Consider the following 17,070-nt stretch of genomic DNA (forward strand, 5'->3'; position numbering starts at 1 on the left):
CGACCGGCCCCTTCGTCGTCCGCCTCCCGTACTCGGCTCAGCCGCGCGGGCCCCTCCGCGGTGGCGGCGGCCCCTCCTCGTCCGGCGACGACGGTGACGGTGATGGTGAACGCGGCAGTGGCGGTGGGGGAGGAGGCGGTGGCGGCACGGGCCATCCGCCCTTGGCGGACCCGGAACCCGACCCGGAACCCGACCCGGGCCGCCCCCGCGGACGCGGCGGCACCGGTGGCCTGACCGGCCCCACCATCGTCGGCGCCCCGTACAGATCGTCCGGCAGATCACCCTGCCGATTGCCCGACCGACCCCGCGACCGATCGCTCGATCCATTCCCCGACCTATCCCCCGACCGATCGCCTGCCCGTTCGTCCGGCGGTTTCAGATACGGGTTCGTCGCGTCCGGCGACGCCCGGTACGGAGTGCTCGGCCGATACGGCCCCGCCTCCCGGGGCGGGACGGGCCCGACCACGCCGTCCCCCCGTTCCACGCCGCCCCCGCCCAGTGCAGCAGGAGCCGCCCGCCGGCCCGCCGCCCCCGCCCCGTGAGCCAGCAACGCCCCCACCGCTCCCGCCCCCGTTCCCCAAGCGGCCCCGAGCAGCAGCGCCATGCCGAGATGTCCGTGCAGCTCGATGCCGGCCCCGAACGCGTCGAAGCCGAGTACGGACAGCGAGGCGTCCGCCGACACGTCCGTCAGCCGCACGAGCAGCGGCAGGCCGAGCGCCGTGACGACCCCGAGCCGCAGCGCGCACCTCCCGGCGAAGCCGACGGCGCCCATCGGCCGCGACCCGGGCCCGCCGGTCACCGCAGGTGTCCGTGTGGCGGTCAACACGCCTGCGAGCACCGTCATCAGGACGGTCGCGAAGGCCAACAGCCATATCCTGTCGTCCAGTTCGGCAAGACGGCCCAGCGTCACCGGCTCGTTCGTGTGTATCCGCAGCAGCTCGTCGACCGGGTGGGGAAGGGCCTGCGCGAGGGCGCCCGTCGCCTTGCCGTCCCACGGGACGAAGAGGCCGAGGGGAATGCCGAGCCACACCCCGTTGGGTGCCCCGAGCAGCGCGGCGCCCGCGATCCGCCGCGGATGGTCGTCGCCGATCATCGCGCACGCCGCCGCCGCGAGCCCCGCGGCAACCGCTACCAGTAACACCGTGACCAGCGACGAAACGGCGGGACGGACCACCCGGTGCAGCGCGTCGAGTGGGCGCGGGAGCGGCGTCCGACGCGAGGCGAGCAGTGCGATCAGCAGGACGCCGATCACCCACGCGGCGCCGCCCAGCAGTGAGGACCCGGTCTCGACGGTGAACCCGACCGTCGCCTTCGCGTCCGCGAGGCCGCCGATGTGGTCCGGCAGGAGCCCTCCGAGGTCGATGCCGCCCGGCAGCTTGTCCTTGATGCCGCCCGGCAGATCCCCGTCCGGTATCCGGTCGAGCCCGAGCTTCCCGCCGTCAATCGTGATGAGGTCGTGACCCGCCCGGGCAAGCCCTGCGAGCATCGCCAGGAACAGTGCGACCACGCTCCCCGCGCGTGCCGCGAGTTCGGCCGGCGTGACCTCAACTCCCGCCCCACGTAAGGAACGCAGGAAGAACCAGCTGAGCAGCAGAGCGCCCGTGAGGCCCACACCGAGCGGCGCGATATCGATCGCCGTGCGGGCCTGCGCGCCGTCCAGTCCGAAGGCCGAGACGTCTCCCGACGGCGTGACTTTCCCACCCACTCCAAGGGCCACCACCGCGACCGTCATCGGGCCGAGCGAACCCGCGGAATCCGCACCGAGCAGATGAAGGCCGGCCGCGGCGACCGCCGCCATCCCGATGAACGCCCAGCTCACGGAGGCGACCGCGGAGAGCAGTACGTCGCTCCAGCGCACGTCCTCGCGCCCGCTCCCCCGAACAACGATCTCCATCAGGGCCCCCGATCCGTACCGTGATGTATCGGATGTCCATTCGCGCATGATCCGTAGGCACTTGTGGGCGCTTACCACTCTCCGGGGCTGTTTCTGCCTCGTCAACGGGGAGGGCGTACAGGCGCGTGGACAGTCTTCACAAGGCCCGCCTCAAGGCCCGACTTTCGGTCAGGGGGCTCCGCCTGAAATAGTTCCCCACGATGTTCGACATCCCTAGACTCCCCAAGATGGGGGCTAGCTCGGGGGACAACTCAGTGGGGCATGGAGTGCCGGAACTCGTACTGGAATTGAATGGAAGGACCTGGACGCTCGACCCGTCCAGGCAATACACCCTCGGACGTGATCCGCAGGGGGACGTCGCGATCGACGATGCCAGGGTGTCCTGGCGTCACGCCACCATCAGCTGGGGCGGCCGGAGTTGGGTCATCGAGGACCACGGCTCCACCAACGGCACGTTCGTGCAGGGCCAGCGGATCCATCAGATGGAGATCGGCCCGGGCTCGACGCTGCACCTCGGCAACGCGACGGACGGTCCGCGGGTCAACCTCTCGGGCAGCGCCTCCGGCGCGGCCGTGCCCGCGGCCCAGCAGCAGGCCCACCCGCAGCAGGCGCCGGCCCAGCAGCCGCACGCCGCGCCGCAGGGTGGCGGCCCCGGCTGGGCGCACAACGCCCCGCAGCAGCAGGTGCCCGCGCAGCAGGGCTGGCAGCAGCCGCAGCAGGCGCAGAAGATCCCGCCCCAGCAGGGGCCCGGCGGTGTCGCGGGGGCTCCGCCGGTGTACGGCGACCGCAGCCCCACCACGTTCCACCAACTGGCCCTCGGCCGCGTGATGCGGATCGGCCGTGCCCTCGAGAACGAGCTGGTGGTCTCCGACCTCCAGGTCTCGCGCCTGCACGCCGAGTTCCACGCGACGCCCGACGGCCGCTACGAGATCCGTGACCTCGGCTCGCACAACGGCACGTACGTCAACGGTATGCCGATCGCCAAGGGCGGCTCCGCGCTGCTCGGCCCGAACGACATCGTCGGCGTCGGCCACTCGACGTTCCGCCTCGTCGGCGACCGTCTCGAGGAGTTCGTCGACACCGGTGAGGTCTCCTTCTCCGCCCGCCATCTGACGGTGACGGTCGACGGCGGCAAGGACATCCTCAAGGACGTCTCCTTCGGCGTCCCGGAGAAGTCGCTCATCGCGGTCATCGGCCCCTCGGGCTCCGGCAAGTCCACCCTGCTCAAGGCGCTCACCGGCTACCGGCCCGCCAACAAGGGCGACGTGCTCTACGACAACCGGAACCTGTACAAGCAGTTCGCCGAGCTGCGTCAGCGCATCGGTCTGGTCCCGCAGGACGACATCCTGCACAAGGAACTGACCGTCAAGAAGGCCCTCAAGTACGCGGCCAAGCTGCGCTTCCCCTCGGACACCAGCGAGCAGGAGCGCGAGCAGCGCATCGACGAGGTGCTGCGCGAGCTCAAGCTGGACATCCACAAGGAGAAGAAGGTCACCTCCCTCTCCGGTGGCCAGCGCAAGCGCGTCTCCGTCGCCCTGGAGCTCCTCACCAAGCCGTCGCTGATCTTCCTGGACGAGCCGACCTCCGGCCTCGACCCGGGCATGGACCGCGACGTCATGCAGCTCCTGCGCGGCCTCGCCGACGACGGCCGCACGGTCCTCGTCGTCACGCACTCGGTCGCCGAGCTGGCGATCTGCGACAAGCTCCTGGTGATGGCGCCGGGCGGTTCGGTGGCGTACTTCGGTCCGCCCGAGGAGGCCCTGAACTTCTTCGGCTACAGCACCTGGGCCGATGTCTTCTCCGCCTTCGAGAACTACCGCGACTACGACTGGGCGGGCCGCTGGAAGGGCTCGCAGCACTACCAGATGTACGCCGCGGACATCGACGCCGTCGCCGCACAGTCCGTACACATGCCGCCGCCGCAGGCGATGAAGCCGCCCAAGCCGCAGGGCTGGGGGTCACAGCTGTGGACCCTGATCCGCCGCTACACGTCGGTGATCGCGTCCGACAAGGGCTTCCTGGGCCTGATGGTGATCCTGCCGGCGGTCCTCGGCGTCGTCAGCACGGTGATCCCGGCCGACTTCGGCCTGGGCCCGCCCAAGCCGCCGTCCCGGTTCAACGGCGACGCCGGCACGATCATGCTGATCCTCGCGGTCGGCATGTGCTTCTCGGGCGCGGCCAACTCCGTACGTGAGCTGATCAAGGAACGCGTCATCTACGAACGGGAGCGGGCCACCGGCCTGTCCCGCTCGGCGTACCTGATGTCCAAGGTGATCGTCCTCGGCGTCGTCACGGCCATCCAGGGCGTGATCATCTGCGCCATCGGCTTCATCCCGCGCGACCTGCCGGCCGAGGGTCTGATGATGCCGCCGGCCGTCGAGCTGTGCATCGTGATCATCGCGCTGGGCTTCACGTCGATGATGTTCGGCCTGGTCATCTCCTCGCTGGTGAAGACCGCCGAGAAGACGATGCCGCTCCTGGTCATGTTCGCGATCGTCCAGGTCGTCTTCACCGGCATCCTGTTCCAGGTGTACGGCTCGCCGGGCCTGGAGCAGTTCGCGTGGCTGATGCCGTCGCGCTGGGCCATCGCCGGCGCCGGTTCGACGCTCGACCTCGCGCATCTCATGCCGCCGTGGGACCAGGCTCACCCGAACGACCTGGACCCGCTGTGGGAGCACTCGGTGAGCCAGTGGGGCATCAACCTCGCGATCCTGATCGCCCTCGGTGTCATCTGCGGCTTCGCGGTGGCGCGCCTGCTGCGCCGCCACGAGCCCGAGGTCATGCGCAAGTAGCGTGACCCGCGCACGGATGAAGGGCGGCACCCCGCACGGGGTGCCGCCCTTCGGCGTTCACGAAGACCCTGAGGTCCAGGGAGAGTCTCAGTAAGCGCTGTTCACGTTGTCCATCGAGCCGTACTTGTCCGCGGCGTAGTTCGCGGCGGCGGTGATGTTGGCGACCGGGTCGTAGATGTTCCACGAGGTACCGGGGACGTGGTACGCGCTGAAGGTCGGCGGGATGACCTGCAGCAGACCCTTCGACGGGATGCCGTTGATCGCGTTGATGTCCCAGTTGTTGATCGCCTGCGGGTTGCCGGACGACTCGCGGATGATGTTGCGGTGCAGGCCGTTGTAGGAGCCGGGGATGCCCTTGGCCTTCATGATGTCCAGGGACTCGCGGATCCAGCCGTCCAGGTTGTTCGCGTAGACCGGCTTGCGGGCGGCGGCGCGGCTGGCGGCCTCCCTGACCTGGCGGTCCTTCTCGACCTTGGCCTTTGCGGCTGCGTCGACCTTCGCCTTCGCCGCGGCCGCGTCGGCGGCCCTCTTCGTCGCGGCGACCTGCGTGGCCTTCAGCTTGGCGGCCGCGTTCTTGACCTGCTGGTCGGCGGTGGCCATCTGGTTGGTGACGCTGGCGTGCACGTCCTTGATCTGGGGCTTGCCGGCGGCCACCTCGAAGGCGACCGGAGCCGCCGAAATCGTCTCGGCCTCCGCGGTGGAGTTGCCCGGCACCAGCGTGAACGCGAGGGCAGCGGCGCCGAGAGTGGCGATACCGGCGATCGAGTACTTGTGGGTCTTCGTCAGGGGACTATGACCGGAGAAGCTGAGCTTGGACATGGAGGACCTCTTCGAATCGGGGAAGTCGCTCACCGGTCCAGAGCAGGACCGCTCATGTTTCGGTCATGAACGCTGTGGGTACCGGCCCACGCTGTCGAGCAACGAGAGCCATTGTTAGCGGCCGCAAAATTCCGTGGCAAAGGTGTGACGTACGAAGCCGGGTAGTGGATCAGGCCCCCTGGCGAGCTCCATTTCGCCCCTCTTGCCCCGGCACCGCCGCCCACAGCTAATTCCTAGCCGCCTTCGTACGTGACGTGCGCCCTATGCGCGGGGTCACATCGGGCGCGTAACGACCTCACCAAGCGTTGCCACTGCAACGCGCTGCGTGACCGGATTTGGTAGGAAGTATGAGGTGGACGTCCCCGAACTCATGCCACAGGTAAAAATGTCCCAATGCTTCCGCATATGTGCTGGTAATTGCCTCGGTTCCTGCGATGGCCTCGAGCATCAGCAGATGCGACGCCTCCGGCTCGTGCAGCCCGGTGAGGAGGCCGTCCACCACCCGCACACCCCGCTCGGGCGTCACCACGAGGTCCGTCCAGCCCGAGGCCGCCCGCACCACCCCGTCCCGCCCGGTGGCCGACTCCACGGCCCGTACGGCCGTCGTACCGACCGCCACCACTCGCCCGCCCCCGGCCCTCGCCGCGTTGATCAGCCGCGCCGACGCCTCCGGCACCTCGAACCGCTCCGGATACGGCGGCTCGTGCGACTCCGCCGACGCCACCCCCGTGTGCAGCGTGATGGGCGCGAACTGGACCCCCCTGCTGACCAGCTCCGCCACCAGCCGCGCAGTGAACGGACGTGCCGCACTCGGCATCTCCGCACTGCCCGCCCCGTCCGCGTACGGCAGCGCGAACACCGTCTGATAGACGGAGAGCGGCTGATCGCGTTCCGTATAGGAGTAGCGGATGGGCCTGCCGTGCCCACGCAGCAGCGCGGGCACGTCCCCCGTGACCCGCACCCACCACAACCGCGCCCCACCACCCGCCAGCGGCTCCTCCAATACGAGGCGCACACTCCCGGGGAGCACCGCCACAGTCCCCTCCGGACCGCCCGCACGCGGGCGCGTGGTGCCACGCCCGTCCGGATCCCGCAACTCGACGGCCCATCGCCCGTCATCGCCACGCGTGGAGAAATGCACCACCACGCGCGCGTGCCCGATCCGCCCGTCGACCGCGGCAGCCAGCGTCGGCGACGTATTGACCACGAGCAGATCCCCGGCCCGCAGCTCTCCCGGAAGCTGAGCGAAGTCCCGGTGCGTGACGTCCGTGCCGCGCGAGACGAGCAGCCGCACCGCGTCCCTGTCCAGGCCGGGCCCACGCTGCTCCGCCGGCACCCGGGCCGACAACTCCTCCGGTATCCGCACCGAGACCGTCACCGTTCCCCCAGAAGAAGAGAGGGGGCGGCATACCGCCCGCTGTCCGGCCGCTCGTCGAGCAGCCGCAGGAACGCCGGCACCACCGTTTCCGGCAGCGGCCGGTCCGAGTCGTCGTCGAGCGGCGCCGCCGCCCGGTAGAGATCCGTGCGCATGTCGCCCGGATCCACCGCCCACACCCGCAGCCCCGGCTCCTCCACCGCGAGGACCGCGGACAGCTGGTCGAGCGCGGCCTTGGAAGCGCCGTAGCCGCCCCAGGTCTCGTACGCCTCCGCCGACGCGTCCGAGCTCACCGAGACGACCGCCCCTCCGGCCGTCTCCCGCAGCAGCGGCAGCGCCTCCTGCACCATCCCGAGCGCCGCCACGACATTGACCTCCAGCGCCCGTCGCAGCCCCTCCACCGGCAGCGCGTCAAGGCGCACCAGCGGCTCGGCCCCCAGCGCGCTCGCGTTGTTCACCAGCAGATCGAGACCCCCGAGACCGCGCGCCGCCGCCACCAGCTCCGCGCGGTGCGCCGCGTCCGTGACATCCCCGGACAGCGCCTCCAACCGCGTCCCGTACTTCCGCGCCTCGTCCACGGCCTCCCGCAGCACCGCCCCGGACCTGGCGTCGAGCACCAGATCCCAGCCGCGCCGCGCGAGAGCCACGGCGAGCGCGCGACCGAGCCCCTTCGAAGCCCCCGTGATGATCGCCACCGGCATGACATCCGTCCCCTCGGGCCCGTCGGGCCGCCCTTGTGCCGTACGTGCTTCGATCCGCCTCCAACGTAGGAACCGACCCGCCCAGGGCGCCTCGTCCGCGGGCCGCACCTCACCGGGGCCCTTCGCCCTACGTCCACCGGACCAGAAGGCGGCCGCCACAGGCCCGATACGCGCTGTCACACCCCGCCGGTACCTTGAGGGCATGAGTCACGGCCCACGATCAGGCCTCTCCGCGGTGAGCTCCGCGCTGCTGGCCATGAGCAGACACCTCGAGGTGCGCGACGTCCTCAAGACGATCGTCGCGTCGGCCCGCGAGCTGCTCGACGCCGAGTACGCGGCCCTCGGAGTGCCGGACGACCACGGAGGCTTCGCCCAGTTCGTCGTCGACGGCGTCAGCGACGCGCAGTGGAAGGCCATCGGCCCGCTCCCGCGCCAGCACGGCATCCTCGCCGCGATGCTGCGCGAGGCGAAGACCGAGCGCCTGGGCGACGTGCGCAAGGACCCGCGCTTCGAGGGCTGGCCGTCCGCGCACCCCGAGATGTCCGACTTCCTCGGCCTGCCCATCCGTGACGGGGACGAGGTCATCGGCGCCCTCTTCCTCGCCAACAAGAAGTGCCCCAAGCCGCAAGGAGGTTGCGGCTTCACGATGGAGGACGAGGAGCTGCTGACGATCCTCGCCCAGCACGCGGCCATTGCCCTGACGAACGCCCGCCTGTACGAGCGCAGCCGCGAGCTCACCATCGCCGAGGAGCGCTCGCGCCTCGCCCACGAACTGCACGACGCCGTAAGCCAGAAGCTCTTCTCCCTGCGCCTGACCGCCCAGGCCGCCGCGGCCCTCGTCGACCGCGACCCGTCCCGCGCCAAGGGCGAGTTGCAGCACGTGGCGGAGCTGGCCGCCGAAGCCGCCGACGAACTGCGCGCCGCCGTGGTCGAGTTGCGCCCCGCCGCGCTCGACGAGGACGGCCTGATCGCCACGCTGCGCACGCAGATCCAGGTACTCGACCGCGCCCACTCGGCCCACGTCACCTTCGACTGCAGCGGCATCCGCGCCCTGCCCGCCGCCCAGGAGGAGGCCATGCTCCGTGTCGCCCAGGAGGCGCTGCACAACGCGCTGCGCCACTCGGGCGCCGAGCACGTCCGTGTGACGGTCGACAAGCGAGGCCCCGGAGCCGTCCTGCGCGTCAGCGACGACGGCGGCGGCTTCGAACCCAAGGCCGTCCGGCATGCGGGACGCCACCTCGGCCTGGTCTCGATGCGTGACCGGTCCGGTGGCGTCGGCGGCCGTCTGACGGTGGAATCGGAGCCCGGCAAGGGCACCACGATCGAGATGGAGGTCCCCGGTGGCTGACAACAGGATCCGGGTGCTGCTGGTCGACGACCACCAGGTCGTCCGCCGAGGGCTGCGCACGTTCCTCGAGGTCCAGGACGACATCGAGGTTGTGGGGGAGGCGTCGGACGGCGCCGAGGGCGTCGCCCGTACCGAGGAGCTGAGGCCGGACGTCGTCCTGATGGACGTCAAGATGCCCGTCATGGACGGCGTCGAGGCCCTGCGCAAGCTGCGCGAGCTGGCCAACCCCGCGCGCGTGCTCATCGTCACGAGCTTCACCGAACAGCGCACCGTGGTCCCCGCCCTGCGCGCGGGCGCCGCCGGGTACGTCTACAAGGACGTCGACCCGGACGCCCTGGCCGGCGCCATCCGCTCGGTGCACGCGGGCCATGTGCTGCTCCAGCCGGAGGTCGCCGGCGCCCTGCTCTCGCAGGAGGAGACCAACGGCGGGCAGGGGAGAGGCAATTCCCTGACCGAGCGGGAGCGCGAGGTGCTCGGCCTGATCGCGGACGGCCGGTCGAACCGGGAGATCGCCCGCGCCCTCGTCCTCTCCGAGAAGACGGTCAAGACCCATGTGTCCAACATCCTGATGAAGCTCGACCTGGCGGACCGCACCCAGGCCGCTCTGTGGGCCGTACGCCATGGGGCGGCCGGCTGAACGACGCCGCGGCTGCGGGACGGCATGAGGCTTCGCCGGGCCGGGCGAGGGGGACGGCAATTCGGATGGTTCCGTTCCCGGCTGAGATTCATACTGTCGTGTGTATGTCCCCCAGATGGCGCATCCTGCGCGAGGCTCCGGCGTTCTCCAGTGCGTGCTGCGGCGGTTCGTCGCAGTGATCGCCTAGGAGGGTCAAGAAGTGAAGAAGCTGAAGAGGGTCGCGGCCGTATCGATGGTCGCCGGTGGGCTCGTCGCCGCCGGTGCCGGTATGGCCTCCGCCACCGACGCGCACGCGGACGGCCAGGCCGTGCACTCGCCCGGCGTCGTCTCGGGCAACGTGATCCAGGCTCCGGTCCACGTCCCGGTCAACGTCGTCGGCAACACCGTGAACGTCATCGGTGTGCTCAACCCGGCCTTCGGCAACCTCGGCGTCAACCACTGACGTACGCCTCAGGTCCACCAGTGACCACCGGCCCCCGGGTGACCCCGGGGGCCGGTCCCTTGTCCGGCCCGGCCGCAGACCGGTTGATCCGAACGGGCGCATCGCAGCCCCCGCCCGTGTCATCCGCCCGGCCCACCCGTTGCACAGCGTGCACCCCCGTGGCTGGGGTCGAATCGCCATAGCTGGAGGAATGCTTCTCATGAACATCGCCAAGAAGGCCGCCCTGGCCGTCGCCGTCGCCGGGATCGCCGCGGGCGCTTCCGCCGGAGCCGCTGTCGCGGACTCGGGCGCCGAGGGCCTGGCAGCCCACTCCCCGGGTGTGGGCTCGGGCAACGCGGTGCAGGTCCCGGTCCACGTTCCGGTCAACGCCACGGGCAACAGTGTCAACGTGATCGGCCTGCTGAACCCGACGTTCGGCAACGCCTCCGCGAACAGCTGATACACCCCCCAGGAAGGGCCCCACGGACATCGATCCGTGGGGCCCTTCCTATGTGTTACGTCAATCCCGAGCGTTCGTGTGCCGGCGCCCCCGCCCCCAACGCCATAGGCCCCGGCCTTACCTCCCCCCGCGCTCCCGCTCCTCCACGAAAGCGTTGTACGCCGCGACCTGTGCCCGCCGGGCCGTCCGCTCCACCGGACGCAGAGCCTCCGACCGCGCCGCCATCTCCGAGGCACTCACGGCCCCGCCGTGCCCGCTCTCGTACGCCACCGCGATCAGGAGCCCGACGCGCTGCGCCAGCTCCAGCACCCTTACCGCGCGCGGCGGGTAACCCGGCGCGAGAACCTCACGTCCCCGCTCGGCCCGCGCCCGGTACGCGTCCACCGCCGCCTCGGCCACCGGGCCCGACCCGGCGACGTCGAGCCGCGAAAGCACGGCCGTCGCGTCCCGCAGCGCCTCCGCCAGCTCCCGCTCGGCCTCGCCGAGGGAGGGCACATCAGCAGGGGGCGCCTCCCGTACGGGAAGGCAGTGCCACAGGACGTCCACATGGACGTCGCCGGCGGGCCCGGCCTCGTACACCTCGGGCACGAGCCCGAGAGCGGCCCCCTGGCATACGACGGCCTCCTCCGCGTCGAGGGCGCGCGCGTTGAACTCGGGAGGACCGCTCAGGCCCAGCGGGTGGCCCGGCGCGGGCAGCGCCACGCGCAGCCCGGTCGCCCCCAGCGTGCGCAGCCGCCCCAGGGCGAGCGTCAGCCCCACCGGCGCCGACTCGCCGGGCAGCCCCTCCACCCGGTGCACCGCGTCCTCGCCGACTATGGCGAGCGCGGCGTCATCGGGAGCAACAAACCCGGCCAAAAGGGCATTTCCCCATGAGGCCAGCCGACCTGAGCGTGGTTCCGAAAGCATGGGCTCCACCCTAAAGACCGGCCGATGGATTGGACCGGTCGACCGGTGGCGTAGGTTTTCCCTTGGGGGATGCGTCCACAAGACGCACGCGACAGCCGAGACTGCAATGGGAGACAACGCGCTCATGAGCGATGTACTGGAGCTGGTGGACGTATCCGTGGTCCGCGAGGGCCGGGCTCTGGTGGACCAGGTCTCCTGGTCGGTCAAGGAAGGTGAGCGCTGGGTCATCCTCGGCCCGAACGGCGCCGGCAAGACGACCCTCCTGAACGTCGCCTCCAGCTACCTCTTCCCCAGCCAGGGCGCCGCCACGATCCTCGGCGAGACCCTCGGCAAGCCCGGCACCGACGTCTTCGAGCTGCGCCCGCGCATCGGCGTCGCCGGCATCGCCCTCGCCGAGAAGCTCCCCAAGCGCCAGACCGTCCTCCAGACGGTTCTCACCGCCGCGTACGGCATGACCGCCGGCTGGCACGAGGACTACGAGGACATCGACGAGCAGCGTGCCCGCGCCTTCCTCGACCGCCTCGGCATGACCGAGTACGTGGACCGCAAGTTCGGCACGCTCTCCGAGGGCGAGCGCAAGCGCACCCTCATCGCCCGCGCCCTCATGACCGACCCCGAGCTCCTGCTCCTCGACGAGCCCGCCGCCGGCCTCGACCTCGGCGGCCGCGAGGACCTCGTACGCCGTCTCGGCCGCCTCGCCCGCGACCCGATCGCCCCCTCGATGATCATGGTCACGCACCATGTCGAGGAGATCGCCCCCGGCTTCACCCACGTCCTCATGATCCGCCAGGGCAAGGTCCTCGCCGCGGGCCCCCTGGAGCTGGAGCTGACCTCCCGCAACCTCTCCCTCTGCTTCGGCCTCCCGCTCATCGTCGAGCAGCGCGGCGAGCGCTGGAGCGCGCAGGGCCTCCCGCTGGGCTGACCCGGCGGGGGGTCGCTTTCACGGCACCCTGTCGCCGGAGGGAACCCCGGTCCTACCATGACCATGTGGCAGACATCGACGCATGGGTGTGGTGGCTGATCGGGGCGGCCGCGCTCGGAATTCCTCTCGTCATCACCGCGATGCCCGAATTCGGCATGCTCTCCGCCGGCGCCGTCGCGGGCGCTCTGACCGCCGGCCTCGGCGGCGGGATGGTGATGCAGGTCCTCGTCTTCGCCGCCGTCTCGGTCGCGCTCATCGCCGTTGTACGGCCCATCGCGGCCCGCCACAGCGCCCAACGCCCCTTGCTCGCCACCGGAATCGAGGCCCTCAAGGGCAAACAGGCCGTCGTCGTCGAGCGCGTCGACGGCAGCGGCGGCCGTATCAAGCTGGCCGGAGAGATCTGGTCCGCCCGCTCGCTCGACGAGTCCGAGAGCTACGAGCCGGGCCGTCACGTCGACGTCGTCGACATCGAGGGAGCCACCGCGATCGTCGTGTGATCATGGTGACGTGATCGGGGAGGTGGCTTGAACTCCCCACGCCGTAGGGCCCGTTCTGACAGACTCGACCAGCAAGATCCTCAAGATCTTCCGGCGGGACCCGCCGGAACGACGACGGCACGAAGGGCACGGGAGACGCGATGTCAGCGATCATCATCGTCCTGATCATTCTGGTGGTGCTGGTCTTCATAGCCCTGATCAAGACCATTCAAGTCATCCCGCAGGCCAGCGCGGCGATCGTCGAACGCTTCGGCCGCTACACCCGCACACTGAACGCGGGCCTGAACATAGTCGTCCCGTTCATCGACTCGATCCGCAACCGGATCGACCTGCGTGAACAGGTCGTACCCTTCCCGCCCCAGCCGGTGATCACCCAGGACAACCTGGTCGTGAACATCGACACCGTCATCTACTACCAGGTGACCGACGCCCGCGCCGCGACCTACGAGGTCGCCAGCTACATCCAGGCCATCGAGCAGCTCACGGTCACCACCCTGCGCAACATCATCGGCGGCATGGACCTGGAGCGGACCCTCACCTCGCGCGAGGAGATCAACGCGGCCCTGCGCGGCGTCCTCGACGAGGCCACCGGCAAGTGGGGCATCCGCGTCAACCGCGTCGAGCTCAAGGCGATCGAGCCGCCCACCTCCATCCAGGACTCGATGGAGAAGCAGATGCGCGCCGACCGCGACAAGCGCGCCGCGATCCTCACCGCCGAAGGTATCCGCCAGTCCCAGATCCTCACCGCCGAGGGCGAGAAGCAGTCCGCGATCCTGCGCGCCGAAGGTGAGGCCAAGGCCGCCGCCCTGCGCGCGGAGGGCGAGGCCCAGGCCATCCGTACGGTCTTCGAGTCCATCCACGCCGGCGACGCCGACCAGAAGCTCCTCGCCTACCAGTACCTCCAGATGCTCCCGAAGATCGCCGAGGGCGACGCCAACAAGCTCTGGATCGTGCCCAGCGAGATCGGCGACGCACTCAAGGGACTCTCCGGCGCCATGGGCAACTTCGGCCCGATGGGTGGCGGCTCGGCCCCCGCGGGCGCCGAGCGCCGCGAACAGCCCCCCATCGACTGACCCGCCCCGCACACGAAGAAGCCCGCCCCGGTACTCCGGAGGGGGGCTCTTCCGTCCGTTCCGCGTCCCGCGCTACGCCGCCGTACGCGCCAGCCAGGCCGGCAGCGCGTCCCGCTCGGACTGGCCGAGCGTCAGCAGCATCGCATCGGCCGGTGTGGGCTCGAACGGCTCCCGCAGCAGCGGCATCCCTGCCTGCTCCGGAGTCCGGTCCGCCTTGCGGTGGTTGTCCTCCGCGCACGAGGCGACGGTATTCAGCCAGGAGTCCGCACCACCGCGCGACCGCGGCACCACGTGGTCCACGGTCGTCGCCCGCCGCCCGCAGTACGCGCACCGGTGTTGGTCACGCACCAGTACACCCCGCCTCGACCACGGTGCCTGTCTTCGGAAGGGCACCCGTATGTACCTGCAGAGCCTGATCACCTGCGGCACCGGTATGTCCACGGCGGCCGCACGCACACGGAGTCCGGGGTGGGCCTGCTCGACGACGGCCTTGTCCTGCAGCACCAGCACGACGGCCCGGTTGAGCGTCACCGTCGACAACGGCTCGAAGCTGGCGTTCAGTACCAGCGTGTCCCGCATCTCGCCCACCTCCCGTACGTCCCCGGCCCACCCCCATGGCGGGCTTGGATCAACTCTGGCCGGGCGCGCCGAGATGGACAACGCAATAAAAATGCCCGCCCCCGATCACTTCCATGACCGGGGGCGGGCAAACAGCCGATGAACGCTAGCTGTCCGCGGAAGCCGCGTACTCCGCGAGGACCTGCGCGCGCGCAAGCGTGTGGAAGCGCAGGTTGAACCCCACGACAGCCGGCGAGGCGTCCGAGTCGGGACCCAGCTTCTCCTGATCCACCGCGTACACGGTGAAGACGTAACGGTGGGCCGGGTCACCGGGCGGCGGCGCGGCGCCCCCGAAGTCCTTCGTCCCGTAGTCGTTGCGCACCTGCACCGCACCGGCGGGCAGCCCCTCGAACTTGCCGCTGCCCGCGCCGGCCGGCAGCTCGGTCACCGAAACCGGGATGTCGAACACGGTCCAGTGCCAAAAACCACTGCCCGTCGGGGCGTCCGGGTCGAAGCACGTCACGGCGAAACTCTTCGTCCCGGCCGGGAAGCCCTCCCACCGCAGCTGCGGCGAGGTGTTCCCGGCCGCGTAGACCTGAGCGTCCTTGAGTACCGCACCCGGCTCGAAGTCCTCGCTCACCACCGTGAACGACGGCACCTGCGGATGGAAGTCATGGGGAAGCGGCGGCCTCTTGAGGTCGGTCACGTCGGCACCTCCTGATCGGCGAAAACTCTCGGCGCCGAGCCTATGCCCCGCCCGGCCGGCAGCGGACGGCGCCGCCACCGGCCGACGCACCGGGGTCAGAACCAGTTTCGCTTGCTGCCGACCTCGGACAGCCACTGGTGCAGATACGCCGACCAGTCCGTCCCCTGGAAGTCGTTGTGCCCCACGACGAACGACCGGAACGTGTCGCTGCTCTCGCTGAAGAGCCCCGGCTTCTTGTCCATCTCCAGGACGACGTCCATCTCGCGGTCGTCCGCCACGAAGCTCAGCTCGACCTGGTTGAGCCCGCGGTACTGCTGCGGGGGGAAGAACTCGATCTCCTGGTAGAAAGGCAGCTTCTGCCGCGTCCCCCGGATGTGCCCGCGCTCCATGTCCGCGCTCTTGAACCGGAAGCCCAGCCCGATGAAGGCGTCCAGGATCGCCTGTTGCGACGGCAGCGGGTGCACGTTGATCGGGTCGAGGTCACCGGAGTCCAGCGCGCGCGCGATCTCCAGCTCCGTCGTCACACCGATGTTCATGCCGCGCAGCTGCTGCCCGTCGATCGTCGTGACCGGCGTCTCCCACGGGATCTCGAGCCCGAACGGCACGGCGTGCACCGCGTTCGCCTGCAGCTGGAACGCCCCGCCGAGGCGCAGCTTCGTGAACTCGATGTCCTGCTTGGTCTCCTGGTCGGCGCCTTCGACCTCGACCCGCGCCTGCAGACCGACCGACAGCCCCTCGATGTCCTGGTCCACGGACCCGCCCTGGATCCGCACCTCACCCTGGACGACGCCACCCGGCACCACGTTGACCTCGGTCAGTACCGTCTCGACCGACGCACCGCCCGCACCCAGACTCGCCAGCAGCCGCTTGAACCCCATGACTCCACTCCTCCCCGTGCCACAACCCGTGGCCCGTGTCTTCCTGTCGCGATCCTTGATCTCTACCAACGCGATAGACCGGTGACCGGTTCCGCGCGGCTCACCCTGGCAAGCAACGGAGCCCGGGGCTACCCGTCCACGCCGATTCGCCGCACTTCTCCGTTACTTCTCCGTTGGACTACGCTCGTCCGCCATGATCGCGGCCCCTGACCGTACGCCCCTCACACGGGACTTCTTCGACCGCCCTGTACTGGAGGTCGCCCCCGATCTCCTCGGGCGCGTCCTCGTGCGCAACACCCCGGAAGGCCCGATCGAGCTGCGGCTCACAGAGGTGGAGGCCTACGACGGCCCGAACGACCCCGGCTCCCACGCGTACCGCTCCCGCACCGCACGCAACGACGTGATGTTCGGTCCGCCCGGACACGCGTACGTCTACTTCACCTACGGCATGTGGCACTGCCTCAATCTGGTGTGCGGCCAGGAAGGCACCGCGAGCGGGGTCCTGCTCCGAGCCGGCGAGATCACGAAGGGCGCCGACCTCACGCGTAAACGTCGACTATCGGCCCGCAACGACAAGGAACTGGCCAAAGGCCCGGCGCGCCTGGCCACGGCCCTGGACGTGGACCGTGCACTGAACGGCACCGACGTCTGCGCCTCCCCGGACTCTCCGCTCGCGATCCTCTCCGGCACCCCCACGCCACGCGACCAGGTACGGAACGGTCCGCGCACGGGCGTGGCCGGCGAGGGCGGCGTCCACCCCTGGCGCTACTGGACCGTCAACGATCCGACGGTGAGCCGATATCGGCCGCATACGCCACGCCGCCGTTCAACTTGACTCGCCCCTGGGGGATCCGTAATGTAGCCCGAGCCGCTTGACCCGGTTACGGCAATCTGCCAGCAGCCGAAGGCGGCCAAACCACTACCTACGACTTCCCCTCAGCGGGGGCTTATTCGGCGTGCCTGCATGCCTGAATTCGAATCCGCAGAGCTCGATTATGAGGCTCAAGGGAAATCCGCTAACGTAGTGGACACGCCGAAAGGCAAAGGCCCCCAACGGCCACCGGAAATGAATTCCGAACCGGG

16 protein-coding genes and 1 pseudogene are annotated in these 17,070 nt (G+C 70.1%); 9 read left to right on the top strand and 8 right to left on the bottom strand.

All coding sequences use genetic code 11. The features are described from left to right. Positions 1-37 precede the first annotated feature (37 nt). Positions 38-1,894: a streptophobe family protein gene (locus tag OG758_RS35805; protein ID WP_326713698.1), complete on the bottom strand. Its 1,857-nt coding sequence runs from the start codon at positions 1,892-1,894 to the stop codon at positions 38-40. A gap of 266 nt (positions 1,895-2,160) precedes the next feature. Between OG758_RS35805 and OG758_RS35810 the strand changes: the two genes are divergently transcribed. Then, complete coding sequence (locus tag OG758_RS35810) at positions 2,161-4,686, top strand: FHA domain-containing protein (RefSeq protein ID WP_425573485.1); 2,526 nt, start codon at positions 2,161-2,163, stop codon at positions 4,684-4,686. 87 nt (positions 4,687-4,773) lie between these two features. Here the strand turns inward: OG758_RS35810 and OG758_RS35815 are convergent, their stop codons facing one another. From OG758_RS35815 to OG758_RS35825, 3 genes are all read right to left on the bottom strand, one after another. Next, positions 4,774-5,505: a transglycosylase SLT domain-containing protein gene (locus OG758_RS35815; RefSeq protein ID WP_326713700.1), complete on the bottom strand. Its 732-nt coding sequence runs from the start codon at positions 5,503-5,505 to the stop codon at positions 4,774-4,776. 295 nt (positions 5,506-5,800) lie between these two features. Next, entirely contained in the window at positions 5,801-6,883 is a 1,083-nt protein-coding gene (locus OG758_RS35820) for an S-adenosylmethionine:tRNA ribosyltransferase-isomerase (protein ID WP_326713701.1), read from the bottom strand. Next, positions 6,880-7,581, bottom strand: coding sequence for an SDR family NAD(P)-dependent oxidoreductase (locus tag OG758_RS35825; RefSeq protein WP_326713702.1), 702 nt, complete (start codon positions 7,579-7,581; stop codon positions 6,880-6,882). Before OG758_RS35825 ends, OG758_RS35820 begins: the two co-directional genes overlap by 4 nt. A gap of 202 nt (positions 7,582-7,783) precedes the next feature. On the opposite strand from OG758_RS35825, the gene OG758_RS35830 reads away from it, so the two are divergent. The 4 genes from OG758_RS35830 (at position 7,784) to OG758_RS35845 (ending at position 10,447) form a co-directional block, all read left to right on the top strand. Next, positions 7,784-8,929, top strand: a complete 1,146-nt coding sequence (locus OG758_RS35830) for a GAF domain-containing sensor histidine kinase (RefSeq protein ID WP_326713703.1) — start codon at positions 7,784-7,786, stop codon at positions 8,927-8,929. Beyond that, positions 8,922-9,566 (top strand): response regulator, encoded by a 645-nt coding sequence (locus OG758_RS35835; RefSeq protein WP_266565853.1) that lies wholly within the window; start codon positions 8,922-8,924, stop codon positions 9,564-9,566. The genes OG758_RS35830 and OG758_RS35835 overlap by 8 nt, the downstream gene beginning before the upstream one ends. A 199-nt stretch (positions 9,567-9,765) precedes the next feature. Further along, positions 9,766-10,008, top strand: a complete 243-nt coding sequence (locus OG758_RS35840) for a chaplin (protein WP_100592533.1) — start codon at positions 9,766-9,768, stop codon at positions 10,006-10,008. Between the two features lie 199 nt (positions 10,009-10,207). After that, the gene (locus OG758_RS35845) at positions 10,208-10,447 is read left to right on the top strand and encodes a chaplin (RefSeq protein ID WP_326713704.1); all 240 of its coding nucleotides are present in this window, start codon (positions 10,208-10,210) and stop codon (positions 10,445-10,447) included. A gap of 117 nt (positions 10,448-10,564) precedes the next feature. On the opposite strand, the gene OG758_RS35850 is transcribed toward OG758_RS35845, so the two are convergent. Beyond that, positions 10,565-11,353 (bottom strand): hypothetical protein, encoded by a 789-nt coding sequence (locus OG758_RS35850; RefSeq protein WP_326713705.1) that lies wholly within the window; start codon positions 11,351-11,353, stop codon positions 10,565-10,567. Positions 11,354-11,477: 124 nt separating this feature from the next. Between OG758_RS35850 and OG758_RS35855 the strand changes: the two are divergent. The 3 genes and pseudogenes from OG758_RS35855 to OG758_RS35865 form a co-directional block, all read left to right on the top strand. Continuing rightward, positions 11,478-12,008: pseudogene (locus OG758_RS35855) on the top strand (ABC transporter ATP-binding protein); the annotation flags it as partial. A 332-nt stretch (positions 12,009-12,340) separates the two neighbouring features. Next, positions 12,341-12,772, top strand: coding sequence for an NfeD family protein (locus tag OG758_RS35860; protein WP_326713706.1), 432 nt, complete (start codon positions 12,341-12,343; stop codon positions 12,770-12,772). 140 nt (positions 12,773-12,912) lie between these two features. Further along, positions 12,913-13,845: an SPFH domain-containing protein gene (locus OG758_RS35865; protein WP_100592537.1), complete on the top strand. Its 933-nt coding sequence runs from the start codon at positions 12,913-12,915 to the stop codon at positions 13,843-13,845. Positions 13,846-13,917: 72 nt separating this feature from the next. On the opposite strand, the gene OG758_RS35870 is transcribed toward OG758_RS35865, so the two are convergent. The 3 genes from OG758_RS35870 to OG758_RS35880 form a co-directional block, all read right to left on the bottom strand. Continuing rightward, on the bottom strand, positions 13,918-14,424 hold the full coding sequence (locus OG758_RS35870) for an HNH endonuclease (RefSeq protein ID WP_326713707.1): 507 nt from the start codon (positions 14,422-14,424) through the stop codon (positions 13,918-13,920). A gap of 145 nt (positions 14,425-14,569) precedes the next feature. Then, complete coding sequence (locus OG758_RS35875) at positions 14,570-15,109, bottom strand: YbhB/YbcL family Raf kinase inhibitor-like protein (protein ID WP_116502869.1); 540 nt, start codon at positions 15,107-15,109, stop codon at positions 14,570-14,572. A 95-nt stretch (positions 15,110-15,204) separates the two neighbouring features. Continuing rightward, entirely contained in the window at positions 15,205-15,987 is a 783-nt protein-coding gene (locus tag OG758_RS35880) for a sporulation protein (RefSeq protein WP_227293942.1), read from the bottom strand. A gap of 193 nt (positions 15,988-16,180) precedes the next feature. Here OG758_RS35880 and OG758_RS35885 point away from each other — a divergent pair, with 193 nt between their 5' ends. After that, positions 16,181-16,822: a DNA-3-methyladenine glycosylase gene (locus tag OG758_RS35885; protein WP_326713708.1), complete on the top strand. Its 642-nt coding sequence runs from the start codon at positions 16,181-16,183 to the stop codon at positions 16,820-16,822. Positions 16,823-17,070 lie beyond the last annotated feature (248 nt).

The sequence above is a fragment of the Streptomyces sp. NBC_01474 genome (genome assembly GCF_035918215.1).
Classification (GTDB): Bacteria; Actinomycetota; Actinomycetes; order Streptomycetales; family Streptomycetaceae; genus Streptomyces; species Streptomyces aureus.